Origin of the sequence: Orbus sasakiae (assembly GCF_039542345.1) — a bacterium.
In the GTDB taxonomy this organism is placed as follows: Bacteria; Pseudomonadota; Gammaproteobacteria; order Enterobacterales; family Orbaceae; genus Orbus; species Orbus sasakiae.
On the sequence record NZ_BAABHY010000001.1, the window covers coordinates 999,492 to 1,016,123 of the forward strand.

At 32.6% G+C, this 16,632-nt stretch carries 18 protein-coding genes; 15 read left to right on the forward strand and 3 right to left on the reverse strand.

Annotated features, from left to right (window positions below):
- Positions 1–11: 11 nt before the first annotated feature.
- A complete protein-coding gene (locus ABEA36_RS04380) occupies positions 12–872 on the reverse strand; it encodes a hypothetical protein (protein WP_345489195.1) in 861 nt (286 codons plus the stop codon).
- A gap of 365 nt (positions 873–1,237) precedes the next feature.
- Here ABEA36_RS04380 and ABEA36_RS04385 point away from each other — a divergent pair, with 365 nt between their 5' ends.
- Entirely contained in the window at positions 1,238–1,816 is a 579-nt protein-coding gene (locus ABEA36_RS04385; protein WP_345489197.1) for a YagK/YfjJ domain-containing protein, read from the forward strand.
- A gap of 63 nt (positions 1,817–1,879) precedes the next feature.
- Here ABEA36_RS04385 and ABEA36_RS04390 read toward each other — a convergent pair whose 3' ends face one another.
- Positions 1,880–2,086, reverse strand: coding sequence for a helix-turn-helix transcriptional regulator (locus ABEA36_RS04390; RefSeq protein WP_345489199.1), 207 nt, complete (start codon positions 2,084–2,086; stop codon positions 1,880–1,882).
- A 472-nt stretch (positions 2,087–2,558) separates the two neighbouring features.
- Between ABEA36_RS04390 and ABEA36_RS04395 the strand changes: the two genes are divergently transcribed.
- From ABEA36_RS04395 to ABEA36_RS04460, 13 genes are all read left to right on the forward strand, one after another.
- Positions 2,559–3,800, forward strand: a complete 1,242-nt coding sequence (locus tag ABEA36_RS04395) for a tyrosine-type recombinase/integrase (RefSeq protein WP_345489201.1) — start codon at positions 2,559–2,561, stop codon at positions 3,798–3,800.
- Between the two features lie 81 nt (positions 3,801–3,881).
- Positions 3,882–4,535, forward strand: a complete 654-nt coding sequence (locus ABEA36_RS04400) for an antirestriction protein ArdA (RefSeq protein ID WP_345489203.1) — start codon at positions 3,882–3,884, stop codon at positions 4,533–4,535.
- 95 nt (positions 4,536–4,630) lie between these two features.
- On the forward strand, positions 4,631–5,032 hold the full coding sequence (locus ABEA36_RS04405) for a hypothetical protein (protein WP_345489205.1): 402 nt from the start codon (positions 4,631–4,633) through the stop codon (positions 5,030–5,032).
- Positions 5,033–5,145: 113 nt separating this feature from the next.
- On the forward strand, positions 5,146–5,334 hold the full coding sequence (locus tag ABEA36_RS04410) for a hypothetical protein (protein WP_345489207.1): 189 nt from the start codon (positions 5,146–5,148) through the stop codon (positions 5,332–5,334).
- A gap of 300 nt (positions 5,335–5,634) precedes the next feature.
- A complete protein-coding gene (locus tag ABEA36_RS04415) occupies positions 5,635–5,994 on the forward strand; it encodes a hypothetical protein (RefSeq protein ID WP_345489209.1) in 360 nt (119 codons plus the stop codon).
- A gap of 124 nt (positions 5,995–6,118) precedes the next feature.
- Positions 6,119–6,271, forward strand: a complete 153-nt coding sequence (locus tag ABEA36_RS04420; RefSeq protein WP_345489211.1) for a hypothetical protein — start codon at positions 6,119–6,121, stop codon at positions 6,269–6,271.
- Positions 6,272–6,273: 2 nt separating this feature from the next.
- Complete coding sequence (locus tag ABEA36_RS04425; protein ID WP_345489213.1) at positions 6,274–6,486, forward strand: hypothetical protein; 213 nt, start codon at positions 6,274–6,276, stop codon at positions 6,484–6,486.
- 1,024 nt (positions 6,487–7,510) lie between these two features.
- Complete coding sequence (locus tag ABEA36_RS04435) at positions 7,511–10,159, forward strand: SMEK domain-containing protein (RefSeq protein WP_345489215.1); 2,649 nt, start codon at positions 7,511–7,513, stop codon at positions 10,157–10,159.
- The gene (locus ABEA36_RS04440; RefSeq protein WP_345489217.1) at positions 10,156–10,515 is read left to right on the forward strand and encodes a hypothetical protein; all 360 of its coding nucleotides are present in this window, start codon (positions 10,156–10,158) and stop codon (positions 10,513–10,515) included. The genes ABEA36_RS04435 and ABEA36_RS04440 overlap by 4 nt, the downstream gene beginning before the upstream one ends.
- Position 10,516: 1 nt before the next feature.
- Complete coding sequence (locus ABEA36_RS04445; RefSeq protein ID WP_345489219.1) at positions 10,517–10,918, forward strand: hypothetical protein; 402 nt, start codon at positions 10,517–10,519, stop codon at positions 10,916–10,918.
- Positions 10,919–11,050: 132 nt separating this feature from the next.
- Positions 11,051–11,956: a radical SAM/SPASM domain-containing protein gene (locus ABEA36_RS04450; protein ID WP_345489223.1), complete on the forward strand. Its 906-nt coding sequence runs from the start codon at positions 11,051–11,053 to the stop codon at positions 11,954–11,956.
- Between the two features lie 1,535 nt (positions 11,957–13,491).
- Positions 13,492–14,046: a GYF domain-containing protein gene (locus ABEA36_RS04455; RefSeq protein ID WP_345489226.1), complete on the forward strand. Its 555-nt coding sequence runs from the start codon at positions 13,492–13,494 to the stop codon at positions 14,044–14,046.
- Between the two features lie 45 nt (positions 14,047–14,091).
- Complete coding sequence (locus tag ABEA36_RS04460) at positions 14,092–14,532, forward strand: toxin-antitoxin system YwqK family antitoxin (protein ID WP_345489228.1); 441 nt, start codon at positions 14,092–14,094, stop codon at positions 14,530–14,532.
- Positions 14,533–14,650: 118 nt separating this feature from the next.
- On the opposite strand, the gene ABEA36_RS04465 is transcribed toward ABEA36_RS04460, so the two are convergent.
- Positions 14,651–15,517, reverse strand: a complete 867-nt coding sequence (locus ABEA36_RS04465; RefSeq protein ID WP_345489230.1) for a hypothetical protein — start codon at positions 15,515–15,517, stop codon at positions 14,651–14,653.
- A 377-nt stretch (positions 15,518–15,894) separates the two neighbouring features.
- Between ABEA36_RS04465 and ABEA36_RS04470 the strand changes: the two genes are divergently transcribed.
- Positions 15,895–16,476, forward strand: a complete 582-nt coding sequence (locus tag ABEA36_RS04470) for a YagK/YfjJ domain-containing protein (RefSeq protein ID WP_345489232.1) — start codon at positions 15,895–15,897, stop codon at positions 16,474–16,476.
- The last annotated feature ends 156 nt before the right edge of the window (positions 16,477–16,632 follow it).

The following is a 16,632-nucleotide window of genomic DNA, read 5'->3' on the forward strand; positions in this document are numbered from 1 at the left end:
TGAAATTAAACTTATTTTGTTTTTCTTTCACTATATATCCTATCAATTAAAGATTCTAAATAACTATTAATGGGTAGTTCTTTGCTGTGGGCTAATTCTTTTAATTTATTTTTCGTAGTTTGTGAAATGTATGTTTGAAAGGCAATCCGATGATTCTTTTTCTGTCTTTTCCTAAAATTAATTATACTGATGCTTCTTTTTAAGTTGAGCAAAAATAATTTTTTTGTATCACTTGGAACTTCCCAAGAATTGAATATTGCAATAATAGCTAAACATCGCTCCTCGTGAGTTTGTGGTTTTATATCAAAAAATCTATTAAGTAATGATTCCTCCTTGCAGTAATTAGGTATTTTTTTCATATGGTCTTCCAGTATATATTTTGCAGTCTCCTCATCAATTTTTTTTAACCAAATAAAAGGATTCTTTTCTTGTATAGTGGTTAACCATTCCTCTCTTTGTTTAACTATATAATACTCATAATTAATTTTGTAAGCTGTATTAAATGCATCTAAAACACTAAGGATGAGTTCATATCTACGTTCGTGATTTATTGGGAAAGTAGATGTCATTTGAGACATTAATAGGTTAATGTCACTTACCATTCGCATTCTTAGATATAGATAATAACAAGCATTTTTATCTGTTTTAATCCAGTCTAATATGCGTGTGTTGGTTAGGGAAATCAAATTCATTTTAAGTGATGCGTAATTGCATTGCGCATTAGGTTTGTTTAATGCGCAAATGATTATGGTTCTCATTTGATCAAGTGATAAATCTAAAAAGTATTTATTTACACCAGCCTCGTTTCTGAGGTTATTTAAACAACAAATTGCTATTCTTCTATCTTGCGTCAAATCATTGTAACTTTCCATTCATGCATTTCCTGTGATTAAATTATGCTAATTTAATTAGTATTTCATGTAATAATCATGTATTACTAATTATATCATAATCACTGTAATTATGTAGGTAAAAACAGTTTTAATGCCAAATACTCACTGTTATAGAAAATAAAATTAATTTGAATTAAGGTTAATTAGTATTATTAATATATAAAGAATACTAATCCTATCTATTTCAAATCATCCTATCTAAACCATCCAATCTTTATATTATGACTCAGTTATTACCCTCATAAACTATTTCCCCATATCAACCAAAACTTATTATTTATTTTTTTACAACATGACCTCTCCCTATGAACAAGAAACCCAACCAGATTTATATGGAGAGAAAAATGTCTAATGAAAATTATCAAATTGCCCCTTACCTGATGGGGGTGTTAAAAAATCATTTAAACCAATTATCAAATAAATATTCAAAGCTATTACCTATTCGATTAGATTTCTCTTATCGAAGTCATAGCCCAAGATGGCATCAACGCAACAACGACTACAGTACTTGTGATATTTGTAAATTGATGGAGTATTTAATTAGTAATGGCACGATTGTTGGTTATGCTTGGGTAGTTGAATACACTCAGCAACATGGTATTCATTTTCATACCGTGCTTTATCTTAATGCTCAGCTCCAACGTAGCTACTATCCGATATATCAAAAAGCGGAAGAGTATTGGGATTTTATTACCCTTAATCAAGGTAATGTTCATGATTGTAACCGCAATAAAGCAAACTATACCGTTAAAGGTCTTAAACCTCTAGATTACCACAATGATAAACAGCGCAGTAACTTCAACTATGCGATTAGCTATTTAGCTAAGCAAGAGCAGAAAGAAATCTTTGGTGATATGAGAGGGGTGTTAGGTGTAAGTTATGTACCAGAGCCAAGTGGTCGAGGTAGACCTAGGATGCAATAAAAATAAAATTGCAGTGTAGATTAGCTCTACACTGTTTAATTTTGAAATAAGTTCAAAGGTCAATCACCGATTAGATGCTTGTTCCTGCTCTTCTATCCATCGCAGTAGCTCGCTTAGCTTCCATCTTGAGGTTCGCCCTAATTTGATGGGTTTAGGGAATCTACCTTGTTTGATAAGTGCATAGAACCATTTATCTGTCATGCCTGTATAAGCTGAAATATATTTCATATCGATAAGTTTATCTTCTGTTGCTTCAGTCATCATTTTCATCATGTTGTCCTCTAATTGAATTTTGATTATCAAACTAAGGACTTTGGTTGTAATTTTTAGAATAGTGATTGATAGCTATATTCTTATTAAGTTGATAACTAACTAGCCCAGACACAATGAAAAATAGTTGAGATATATATTATCTTAATGAATATGAAACTGTATTCATCTGTAAGGTGCTTAATTGTGTTAATTAAGCATTAGTGATTATCAACGAATAGAGAGGTATCGAATTATGGATAAGGCAATTATTTTGGCTTTGTCAGTGATTATTGCGGTGTTAGAAAATAAAGATTAATCAGTTCATTTAAGAACTAGAACGAAGCCACAGGAGATAGCCATTAAAACTATCTCCTTTTTTATTGAACCATTCCCTAAATTAATTTTTTACATGTAATCCCTCACTTATGGGAATAACAATTCGTTTCTATCTGAATTAATCAAATTATTATCTCATTAAGGAATATTAATTATGGCATTATCTGAATTTAAAATTAAATCAGCAAAACCTAGAGATAAACAATATCGTTTATCTGATGGTGGGGGATTATCTTTAACAATTCATCCTAATGGTTCTAAATATTGGCATCTAAGATATCGTTTTAACAACAAGGAAAATATTTTATCTTTAGGAATATATCCAACGGTATCATTGTCAGATGCTCGTTTAGCTAAAGATAAGGCTAAAAAAATACTCTCAGAAGGATTGAACCCAAAGGTGAAACATGAACAATTAGATAATCAAGAAACTCTTACTTTTGAAGTTATTGCTAAAAAATGGTGTAAAAGTCAATTGAAATGGTCTGAACCTCATCGTCACCGAGTATTTAGAACTTTGGAGTTAAATTTGTTTCCAATTATTGGAGCAAAAGAAATATCACAGTTAACAACTAAATCACTACTTATTCCAATAAGAAATGTAGAAGGTCAAGGAAAAACAGAGCTTGCATCACGGTTACAACAACGTATTCATTCAATAATGCGTTATGCCGTGCAACAAGGATTAATTGACTATAATCCTGCTCAGGATTTAATGGGGTGTGTGATGAAACAGAAAGTGGTTCATCGACCCGCGTTAGAGTTAGAGCAGATTCCCACATTGTTACAAAGAATTGATAATTATAAATGTAGGATTATTACTAAACTTGCGTTAAAACTTTCATTGTTAATTTTCATTAGATCTAGTGAGCTTCGTTTAGCTCGCTGGTCTGAAATTGATTTTGACAAGAAGATTTGGACTATTCCTGCACAGCGAGAAGAAATACCAGATACAAGGTATTCCTATCGTGGCTCTAAAATGAAGACGTCTCATCTTGTACCATTAAGTACACAAGCAATTGAAGTCTTAAAGCAGCTTCACGCAATCAGCGGTCATTATGATCTGGTGTTTATTGGTGATCACAATCCATTTAAACCAATGAGCGAAAACACCATTAATCATGCATTAAGAAAAATGGGATACAACACAAAAACTGAAGTCTGTGGTCATGGTTTTAGAACAATGGCATGTAGTGCATTAGTTGAGTCTAATCTATGGTCTCGTGATGCAATAGAGAGGCAGATGAGTCATCAAGAGCGTAATGGTGTTCGTGCTGCTTATATTCATAAAGCCGAGCACATTAGTGAGCGTATTAAAATGCTTCAATGGTGGGCAGATTATCTTGATACGATTAAGGATGGTTTTATTATGCCTTATGAGTTTAAAGTCGCATAACCCATCTTTATTATCTTCAATCATATTTCATTATATTTAATTCAATATTAATCAATCACATTTATTTTGTAGGAGATGTTTATGCAAACATTGCCAGTGGAAGCTTTATGCCCTAAATCTGTATCCCCAGATTTAGGGGTAATTTCCGTGTTTATTACCAACTTAGGTCGATATAACGAAGGAGAGCTCGTTGGTGAGTGGCTCTCTTTACCCACTTCGCAAGAAGAGCTTGCTAATTGCCTTAAACGTATTGGTATTGATGGTGTAAATTACGAAGAGTATTTTCTAACCGATTATGAGTCCACCGTTGATGGCGTTTCAAGCTATATTTCACAGTACAGTAATCTTAATGAACTTAATTATCTGGCATACCAACTAGAAGAGCTCACTAATGTTGAAATCGAGCTTTATGAGGCGATTATTTATATTGGTGAGTATGTTCAGTCTCTGGCTGACCTAATCAATCTGCCCGATAATTTAGATTGCTTTCAGTGCTTATGGGATGTGAAAGATGAATATGACTTAGGTTATTACTGGATAGATGAAAGTGGATGTTACAGCACAAAAGAGCTAGGTAACTTGATGAACTACTTTGATTATGAGCGTTACGGTCATGATATTGCTTTAGAGCAGGGTGGTACATTTGCTTCATGCGGATATGTTTATCATACAGGTGAGTCTTTTATTGAAAGCTATGATGGCAAGAATATCCCTGAAGAATATTGTGTTTCATGACGTAAAGGCGCTTTAATCAGGATTAATTCACTTTTTTACAACAACAACCCTTCTGATGAGAAGTAACCCCAAATTTATTCATCAGGAGAATTATCATGTCAAATGCACCTATATCCTTACAAGCCAATCACCATAAATACCAACACCTTTCTCAACTTAGAATTGATTTTCATTGGGCTAAGCTTGCTCACAGTGATGCAATTGAGTTGTTAATGACGCGTTTACTTAAGCGTGAATATATTCAAGGTTATTCGTGGGTACTCAATCACTCACAAAATAATGCAAGTTATATTAGTGCATTATTCTACCTAGAAAAGTATCAGTATGATGCTTTGATTGTTATGGCAGCAGAAGCGTATTGGGAAAACTACACTAGTGGTGAGGGAACGATTGAGGAGATGGATGTGACAGACAACGTCATCACAGAGTTAGATATGGCTTTAGCGCGTTCAAAAGAAATGAAAGGTCAGCACTCATGTTACTTCCATTGCGCGTAAAGTGTAGTATCTAGCCAACATATTATTCGAGGTAATATCGTGGTTAGTAAAGAACAGATATGTGTCTTGTTGTTTTGCAAACTTCATTTTTGGCTAATAAAGGTGGTGTAATCATGAAAGATTTATCCACCTATTTAACGACTCAGCCAGAAGAGCTAATTATTCAATGTATTGCGATTACTCGTGCAGCATTGAATACGGAAGATGCAAGCGACCGAGAGTCATTACTTTATGTGCTAATTGATAAGCAATCCAGTTTAGCGAAGATATTAGGCGCATTAAGTGATGAAGATTTTAATTAAAAAATAACAAGTCAGAATCACACTGACTTGTTATTTTTTACTAATATTGCCAGTTTTTCAGTAACCGGTTTGTTATTTTAGGCAATGCTATTCTAGCCAAGCCTTTGAAAAGCTAGCTTGCGACAACGTTGAACAACCCTTCATAAACACCCAATTTATCTTTTTATAATTTCTTAAAATATTACATTGATCGGATAACCCGATCAATGTAATATATTTGATCGATGAAAGCTATTTAAATAAAATATTAATCAATCACATTAACGAAACGTTTTATCAATTTTATTAAGGAAAGACAACATGATATCAATTAAATCGTTAGTCGCTATAGGAGCTTTAGCTTTTATGGTGAATGCTTATGCTGATGATATACCTGTAAAGGTATCCACAGGATATAAGACTGAAAGCAGTGGGAGATTTCATGTCAGATGGTTAACTGTCAATATAACCAGTCTAAATAATGACTTAGTGATACAAAAAGTAACGGTAGATAAAGGTAACTGTCGAGATGCGCTTGGAGCGAAAAAGAATAAATTGAATAGAGCTAATATTTCGTATCCGCTTAAATTCGGTAAAACGGCTACTTATGAATATTATGACGATTGTGGCGGTGTTGAGATTCAAGTGGATACAAATCTTGGTTCATGGACATTTCAGTAAATTCAAGACTGATTTTATCTATATGATTAATCTAAATTTTCCAGTTTGGTTTAACCATATACTAGTTATTAAACAATCTTTTAAAGGATGACTAATTATGCATTATGTTATAGGTGGGGTTGTAGTGATATGCCTTATTATTTTCATTGTTTCACGTATTCGCCGATTTATGGACGATCCTAAAGAAGGAATGAAAAATATTGGTAATGGAATGAGTAAGATGTATCAACAAGCAAAAGACTATGCAGAAAAGCAAAACAACAGAAATAAGGAGTAATTATGGCAGTATATGAGAATCAATCAGACATGTTTAAACAAAGAGCTGAAAAAGACAAGAAAGCAGGTGATAGTTATTACGCACAGGCAATGGATGCTAAAGGTCGAGGGGATGATAAAGAGTACAAATCCCTAATGGCTCAAGCTCAGCATTATTATAAATCACAGAAAGAAAATGAAGAAAAGGCTAGAAAAAATCAAGGGAAAAGTTGGTAACGGCTTATCACGGTAATAAGCTTTTCATTTTTTTGCATGGTTATTAGCTTGGCATCTTAGGGTGTCAGGCTAATTTTTTTGGTTAAATATATAAGGAATAATATGTTTGAATTTTTGACTAATGCTTCATGGAGCTTTATTTTTGCTATTCTCATTATTGGGTTAATTCTTCAGTCAATTTTTAAGTCAATAAAAGTTAATTTCATCGTAAGATGGATTATCTATTCTGTGGTAATTTGGATTTGTGATTATTTTTTTAATTAAATCAGTCCGTAACAATCATTGATAATAGTTTATCAAAAACAGACCTAATTTCAGTTATTCAATTATCAGCCCTATAAATTTTCAGAGAAGGTTTATAGGGTTATTTATTGGTGATTTAATTTTTTTGATTTTGTTGTATGTAAATTCCGCGAGATATTTTCTAAAAAGATTGTTAATTTTACTCTTAGTGAATAGTCATTTAATTTTTATTGGTTCGACTTAATCTGACTGGCACCTATACAAAAATATTAACTGTCAGCTCGAGTTTGAGCTAGTACATGCTTATATTAAACGTTTTAACCGTACAGTATGTACATGAATTATGATCCTGCCACTTGTTTAATGACATAGAGTATGCGCAAAAACTGGCAACGGATTGGTTGTGGATATACAATAACGAAAGACCTCAAAAGGCGAATGATTTTTTACCACCTTGTGTGCATAGATAGTAGGTAATAACTTCTACTTTTAGCTAATGTTAGAAATAGGAGGATTACACTGTATTAGATGATTATGCTGAGAATGAAAAATCATAGAATTTTTATAGCATGAATTAATAGTATCGTAGAGTCGAGATTATGAATCTGCACGATGGTTACTCGTGGGATTGCTACTCGCCAAAAAAGTTGATAAAAGCCACCTCTATCGACTTTGTTAATTGCAATTTACTAGCCTTATGAAAAGCAATTTAATTGTTGCAGAATAAGTTATAATATAAGAGGTGCATATCAGTTAGTTAATTGGGGTTAATAATTAAATTATGACGAAACTAGAGCTGCTGCAAAGATCAAGTACTCTTCTGGGACGTTTTGCTCACGGGGTGAAGACCGCGAATGCTATGGGATTATTTGACATCAATACTGTCGCAGAGGACTTTTTTATCCCCATTTTTGCGATAACTTTTAATAGCCCCGACTTGTGTAATCAAAATCGTATCAAAATGAATTTTCCAGCCGTTGATTTAGGGTGTAAAACTAGTAGGATATCTATCCAGATCACTTCTGATTCTTCAAGTAACAAAGTATGTGAAACATTAGAGAAATTTGAGTCTCACAGCCTTGGGGATAATTTTGATTGCCTTTACGTGTATGTAATCACGGAGAGGCAGAAATCATATATTTCCGAGAAACTAACAGAAACAGTGGCTAATCTGTCAATTGAATTCGACCCTTCACATAACATTCTTGATTTTAAAGATTTAGCGAAGATGTTTAAAGGACTTTCTGATGAACAACTCCGGCAAATCAATGCTCACCTCGAAGCAGAGTTTAAAAAGGTAGATGCAAATCTTCAATTTCGGAACAATTTGGATGAATTTCTTAGTGTTAGCCAACAGAAGATAGAGGATGAAAAACTAGCAAAAAAATATATTTCTTCAGTTTTTGTAGAAACTTCAGAGACAAAAGAGGATATGCGATATTTTGCAAATCCTATGTTTTTTTACAGGAAGATCGATGACGACATACAACGAGTCGACCTAGCCCATCTCAATAAGCTTTTAGCTATGGTCAAAGTTGAACCTATTGCAGAGAATTGGCATGAAATAAGCACATTAGAGGTTCCAAATAGCCTGCTTGAGCTTCGGGAACGGCTGATCAAGCAAAACACTGCACTTGAAGCTATCAAAGGGCCTATTTCTCTGTTCTCTTGGGATGTTGATCGTGCTGAGCGATTTGTGCCGAATGCCAACTTGAGTGGTTACTGGGATGTATTTCAGCATGCAGTTCAATCAAATGGAAGCGGGGTATTGCGTTTACTTAAGGACATCTCCAAGAAAATTAGACTTACCCAAGTCAAGATTTTTTTAGTGACAGGAATGGCTGGACAAGGAAAAACAAACTTTGTTTGTGACTTAGTCGAAAATCAATATAAGGCATTTGAGATTCCAACAATCTTCATTCCTGCGCGCTTATTAAATGATTATCCAAGCCCCAACCGGATTTTATCGTACATTACAAATAACCGGTTTGCACCTGATGTTGCTAATCTTCATGCACTATTTACACTGTTAGATAATGTAGCTAAGGAATGCCAAAAACCATTTGTAATAGCCATTGACGGAATAAATGAAGTTGGCGATTTAGATGGGTTTGTTTCAGAGCTCAGAGTTTTTCTCGAAGCTTTATGTCAGTATGATTTCTTAAAGATTGTAATAACCTGTAGGAATGAATTTTTTGATCATAAGTTTGCTGGAGTATTTGAACCACAATTCTCCGCTCATCTGTATCGTGTGAGAGATCTTCGTGGCGAGATGTCAGACACCAACAAGTCTCGTCTATTAAATGCTTACCTGACTTATTTTCAAATCCAAGTGAGTCTTTCCAAAAATGCAACGGAGTTTTTAAAAAACGATCTTATCTTATTGCGAATTTTCTCCGAAATTCATAAAGGCAAAAATATTGGATGTATAGCGAATATTTACAAAGGTGATATCTTTGAAAAATATCTAGTGATGAAAGTTGAAGAGTTTCCTACATCTTTAAAGCAAAAAGTTTTAAAGTCTCTTTATAAAATTTGTTCTCGCATGTTGGATGAGGAAAATTTTTCGCAGATAGCTCTTGATGGATTTGATGATAACGAACGGCAAATTCTTGAACGATTAATAGGGGAGGATATTATTCTTCGTAGAGAAGTGCCGTCCACTGGGCTTGCATCATTGGGAATTGAAAATATTTCATTTACATATGATGAGTTGAGGGATTTTTTATTAGCTTACTATATAGTTATTGAGTTTACACAATCGAATCCAGAAAAAGTTGATATGATCTTTGAAAAAATTTCTGACAGGCCTATTTATGAAGGATTTTTTCGGTACGCCTATGTTCTTGCGCGTAAACATAAAAATGAAAAGATTTTAACTATCTGCGAGTCTTCTCCTGATTTTATTGAGCATTATTTGAATAATCTTTCACTTTTATCGGCAAATATTCAAACGCACGAAGATGTTGTTCGAATTGAGACTATATTAAGAGATAGTACTGATCGGCATGACATCCAGCGTATCGCTTGGTTCTTGCTTAAAAAAAGAGAGGATTCGGAGCATTTTAATATTCGAATTTTGCTTAATCATGTTAACAAATTGGATGATGAAAGTGCTGAGCAATTCTTTGACTTGATGTTTTCCAGATATTTTGAGAGTGATTGGAGAGGGAATATTAGTGGTTTTCTTCTTGAGTTTAACGAGTTAAAAGAAGACCAAAAACTGGGGTTAGGCTCTTTTATGTTAGCTTTTGTTCTATATCTTGTACCATATGCTCGTTGGAATGAAAGAGAGATTACACTTAATTATTTCGATAAGTTTCAGCTTACACCGATAATTATCGATACTATCGAGCTTTGTAAAAGCGCGGTATCTAAAAAAGTACAAGCTTGCTTAAAAGAAATATCAAAAGATCGAGAGGAACTATGATAGATGAAATTGAATTGATTCTTCCTACGTCATGGGAACCAGACCGGAATACATTTCTTGCAGCTTTAGGTGTTTCTCATGGAGGGATTGGCGAGCAATTTTTAGGGAGCGTCTATGATGCATTGTTTGTCACATCCATTGACGTTAAAGATGAGTTCAAGAGATATTATTCCGTCGAGTATACGAGTCTATCCGAGTATCTGGAAATTCGATATGGGGAAACTTTAAGTGATGAGGAGTTAGACGTAAACCAAGTGTTTGTAGTAACTTGGCTACCACAGATTGTCAATGATTTGTACGAGGATAACAAGTTAGATACAGTACTGGAATGCATTAAAAAATTAGAAGAGGCGTAGAGTGAAAATCAAATTTGATTTCGTTTCGAACAGCTCATCTACATCGTTTGTATACATCTCAGATGAAGAGTTGAGTGAAGAAGCTTTTTTCAAAGCGGTTGGAGTCGACAAAAATGGTCCTGTTGGCGATTTATTTTGCCAAATGTATCATGAGATCAATCATGCGATTTATTGCAGTGGGGATTTAGTCACGACAAAAGAAGCTGTCGATAGGCTTGTGGATACACATTCATTCACTCCCGATGTTATTGAGAAGATGAAAGATGCGATTGAACAAGGCAAGAAAGTCGTTACATCAACGCTGAACAGCGATGGAGCTCTTGCTGAGTCGTTTCTGTGCATGGCTATATTTGAGATTGAGTCAGAAGATTTCTACATTAATGCTTACGATAACGGTTGGTAGTTTATGCTAAAAATAATTCGATACAACAGATTAGGGTATACATCTCTTTTTAACCCAGATACCGGCTTTTTTGCACGGTTTCCTGATAAAGGGAGACGGGAGCCTTTCTGGTCTCCTCATGGGCCAGAGTTGATGGATATTTCTATTACAAATTGGTGTGATAAAGGATGTGCTTTTTGCTATAAGTCATCTACTACTCTCGGCCAACATATGGCATTCAGCGACTATAAAAATGTAATTGATCAAGCGGCTTCAATGGGAACATTTCAAGTGGCTTTAGGGGGAGGGAATCCTAATCAGCACCCAAATTTTATGGAAATTCTTGAATATACTGTAGGTAAGGGAATTGTGCCAAACTACACTACTAATGGTCGTGGCTTAAGTGAGGAAATTCTTGAAGCGACGCGAAAGTATTGCGGTGCGGTAGCGGTTTCTGCGTATCCTCCTTATGTTGAAACAGCCGATACTATAGCTCAGTTAGTTAAAAAAGGAATTAAGGTCAATATACACTTCATTTTGGATGCGGATAGTATTGGTACTGCAATAAATTGGCTTAGTGAACCACCTGAATTTCTTTCAGGAATTAATGCTATTATTTTCCTAAATTACAAACCATCTGGTAGAAAAATCTTTGAAAGAAAAATGTTGAGAAATAGTTCAAGATTGGATGAGTTTTTTAATTTGGCAACGTCACCTCAAAAAAAGCTGAAGGTTGGATTTGACGCGTGTTGTGTTAGCGCTGTGTTTGCAAGAACAAATGCTAGTACAGTAATGGTAGATGCTTGCGATGCTGGCCGATTTTCTGTTTATGTATCTGAAGATCTAAAGGTTTATCCTTGTTCGTTTCAAAGTGGGCTGATTGAGGGAGATAAACTGGATGATAAAACATCATTTTTAGATATCTGGACGAAGTCTCAAAATATGCGTTCTTTTCGTCGATATTTTAGTTCGGATCAATGTAGTGGATGTAATCACAAATCTGTCTGTATGAATGGCTGTCCTATATTTGAGAAGCTTGTTGTTTGTGGATATCGGTAATTAAAATGATGAATTATTTTTTTTAACAAATATTATCAATATGTTGGATTATTTATAGAGATCATTTTAATTACATAACGATAGATTTGGCAAAGATTGAAGTGGGTAAAAATTTATAAATAAATAAATGGCTTAGAACTAAAAATGCCACAGCGACAGCATACCAACTTTTTGGAAATAATAGAATGATTTTCATTAATAACCGTTATAGCGGATAAAATTGATTGTAATAAGCTAAAACCTAACTAATCCCACTATGGATATAAACACGGATAAATTTCTCTGTCTCAAATCCTCCAACCCAATAATTCCGATGCTTAAAGCTGTATCTTCGATTCCCATTTTAGTGTTTTCAACCTTAATTACTGTAGTTCACAAACTAAATTTTAACTTTTAAAAGAAGCGTTTTAATGTAATGATTAGTGTTGTATAAGGAACTGAACTGGTAGTTTAATTGGTTCATTTGAGTTAATTCAAAACAACTCCAACTGTGGGCGAAATTGTGGAAAAAACAAACATTAAAAATAGTTAATTTATTGATTTTTAATGATTAATTTACCTTAAAACATTCACGCTCACACACCATTTACTTATCAACCCAATTCAACTGAAGTCAATCACCCCTTAAATATAAATTTAAGTAAATCGAAAACGACAGGTGCTTCGGGAATTTGATTGTCATTAATATGAATAATATCTACTTAAATAATATATTAACTTTCAATGTTAGTAGTGCAGATTACTTATATATTACTTGTGACAATCAAAATTCAACAAGTTATCCCAATAAACCCATTCTCTTATCTAAATTAAGTACAATATTGTGGGTAAAAACTAAATCGAATCGCTTTTACCCATTTTTTACCCACAATTCAATTTGATATAGGTTGAATCCCATAGTCATCAGTAGACAAACCAATCTCTTGAATGCTTGAAAATAAAGGTTTTGTTGATTTCTGTTGAGCTTGATAGAGTAGGTGATGGTGCCTGAGGTCGGACTCAATAAAAACAGTTAATTTATTGAAAAATAATAACTATTTTTAAACTGATGTTTTGTTGGTTCCAGAATTACTCCCATCTTTGTAATACCCCTATTAGCACCACTAAATCTATTGCAATTAAAAATCAAAAATCTCACGCTATACAGTGACAACTTTCCTCATAAAAACCACCAATAAATGATCAAAATCATTTTGATCGCTTTAACCGATCAATTAAAGAAAAATGATCGACACAAACGATATGACAAAGATAATCGGTTTATTGATAATTCCGAAATAACTTTTTGAATATAAAAATTTAATATCTATAAGGAAATACAAATGATTATCCTAGTAATATATCTTGCTTTTTGTATCTTTGTTGGAATGATAGCAAAAGCTGCCGGTCGAAGTTTCATTACTTGGACTGCTTTAAGTTTCATAATTGATCCTATCTTAGCTGTGATTGTCTTTTTTATAGTTGCAAAAAATAGATAGCATATTTTATTTTTTTTATTATTTACTAATTACTTAATTTTAATAAGGAACATGATTTTGGACAATTTAGAAAACAAACAGTGGTTTTATGAATTATCAGGTAAAAGAATAGGTCCCGTATCTGAAAACGGTATGATTGCGTTAATTAAAACAAATGTGATCGGTTATGGAAATGTAGTATGGAGAAGTAATTATCCCGATTGGATTAATTTAGAAGACTCTGAACTAAAAGAACATCTTTCAACCATGGCTCCACCACCATTAACTGGTAAAAATGTAAACAATACTGTTGTTTGGTTATTGGCATTTGCTCCAATAATTAGCGTATTTATTGTCATGATAATACTTGCATTCCAATATAAAGGTAATGAATATCGCATGTTGAATGCTTATTACAATGGTGAGTTTTGGTGGATAGCAATCATAGTAAATATTTTACTAAGCATAGTTGATGAAAATATCTTAAAAAAATCAGGTAACGATACATCAAAATTTAAAGGTTGGGTATGGTTAGTGCCTGTGTACCTCTTCCAGAGAGCTAAGTTCCTTAAACAAAATCAAGCTTATTTTTGGGTATGGATTGTTACTTTCGTTATTACGTTATTATGGTAACTGATGTAGTTTATTTTTTAGCAAAAGGATAACAAAGAGAAAATTATGAAAATTCGAACTCTTATTTTAATTTTATTTAGTTTTATTTTATTTTCTTGCAATCAAGAAAAAACCGTTAGCACTGATCAGCTACAAATGAGAAAAGGTGTATTATATTTGATTAATGAAAAAGACCCTTTTACTGGAAAAGCTATAAGAAAGAATACATATGGTCAAATAGTATTTGAGGGAAATTATGAAGATGGAAAACAGGAGGGAATCCAAAAAGCTTACTACGATGATGGAAGCATAAAGCTCTTACAATACTATGAAAATGGAAAAAAAGAAGGTGAACAAACTGCTTATGGATTTAATGGAAGAACTGAATATAACTACAAAAATGGTAGATTAGATGGAGTACAAAAAACTTATGATCATGACGGAAATTTAGTATTAGAAGAAAACTATAAAAATGGTCAACTAAATGGTAAAAACTATTATAGATAAAATGTACTAACTTGTACTAGTTCAAACCTAATCTGGCAGATATTTATAAAAACAGATATCTGTCAGATTCAATCTGGTTTAAATTTTTTATTAATCGGGGTTGTTAGCTCCCGCTAATTTATTTTGATAGTAAAAAAGGTATATAAGGAATACCAATATAATTAATAAGTATAGGGATTGTTATATCTTCATATTTGTGGGGTAGCTCTGGATTTTCTATTTTTATTTTTTTTGTGGTGTTTATTAAGTAAAAATTAGGGTCTTTTGCACTATAATTCTCAATTTTTTTCTTTTTTTCACTTAATTTAATGTAGTAACGGCTCTTTTCCTTGGTATGTCCATTTTTCATTATATTGAAATGAAAAGGTAGCTCAATCCAGTCAGAGTATTTATTCTGAAAATTTTTTTCTGCTTTATACTCAAAATCCTTTTTACATGTAATTGAACAGAAATTAAGATGTTGAAGGTGATTCAATTGCGTTTCTTCTAGTATTGATAATGAGTTATCAAAAAGTATAATTACAAAATTTACTTTGATGAAATAGCAACTAGAAGGTTTTTTTTCCTGTCTAATATTCATTCCTGTAATAATAATAGTATAAAAGTGAGGAGAGAAATTATAGATTGATTGTATGAAATCTATAAATTCACCTTTTTCAAAAATTTCTTTTTTTACTTTTTTTTGAACATGTTCGGGTTTTAATGAGTTTGTTTTTATCTCAACAGTGATATCTCTATAAAACTGTTTTATCATTATTTTTATATTGGCTTTTTCTTTATCGACTAGTTTTATAGGTAAAAAATATGTAGATATCAGAGAGGTCATTATTTTTGTTGTAGGAAAACTGTATAAATTATCCATAATGATTGACTCTATACAACTTGACATAGATTTGTTTTGAGCTTTCGATATTGCAACCAATTTTTGATAGAGCTCTTCATTTTTAAAATTTACAGTTACTCTTTTCTTATCTTTAAATACCATTTTTTCCTCTCATATAATACGATTAAATCGTTATTTCACCCTTATCTTTTGCGCAGCACTATTTAATAAAGTTATTATAAATCAAGTGAATTAAATGTCACTTTATATCTTTATTGTGATTTTTGATAGCTAATCCACTACTTAATTATAAATATCTTTCACAAAGGGAATTTAGGTTAATTAATATTATTTATATAGAAGAGTACATGAAGTAAATGTGATCCTAGTGTTAATGATAAATACCAATATAACCATTCAATACTACCTAAGATTTATAAGAAATATACATAGTAAGAATAGAGACAATTTAATCATTCTGTAATTCATTACTGCATTTTTTATCTTCTAGTTTATAAACACATAACTAGGAGATCCAAATGACAACAAAACCTAGATTAACAAGTAATCACTTTATTTATTATCAAATGGATGAGCATTTAAGAAAGTTAACAAAAGTCTATTCTAAAATGTTACCGCTAAGAATTGATTTACATTACTCTTTAGATGATAACAAGCAATGCAATAAGACTATTCAACAAGCTTGTAATGATATAAAGGCACTCACCACTAAACTATTTGAATGCATTGAGCACTTGGTTGGATTTGTTTGGGTAATGGAGGTTAGTAAGACTGATAATATTCACTTTCATACATTCTTTTTTGCTAATGGACAGAAGATTCAAAAGTACTACCCTATCTATGAAAAAATCAATTCTTTATGGCTAGAGATTCTAAATAAAAAAGGCTATACGTATGATTGCAATAAGAACAAGAAAAGCTATAAATATAACGCTCTAGGCATACTAAAGCACAATGACAAAGACGCATTAAAAAGAGTTAGCTATGTTTTATCTTATATGGCTAAAGATGAGCAGAAAGAAGGCATTGAGGATAAGTATAAATATGGTTTGAGCAAAGTACCTAAACCTAGTGGTCGAGGACGACCAAGAAAGAATTGAAATTGAATTAGATAAAATTTTAAGTCTATATCATCTGGTTGTATACACCATTTAGTTTAAGGAGGTTATATGGAATATACAGTCCAAGAGCAGCGATTAGTTAATCGAGCTTTAAAAGTACTTGAATCTAAGCTAAAAACCTATTCTCATTCGTTT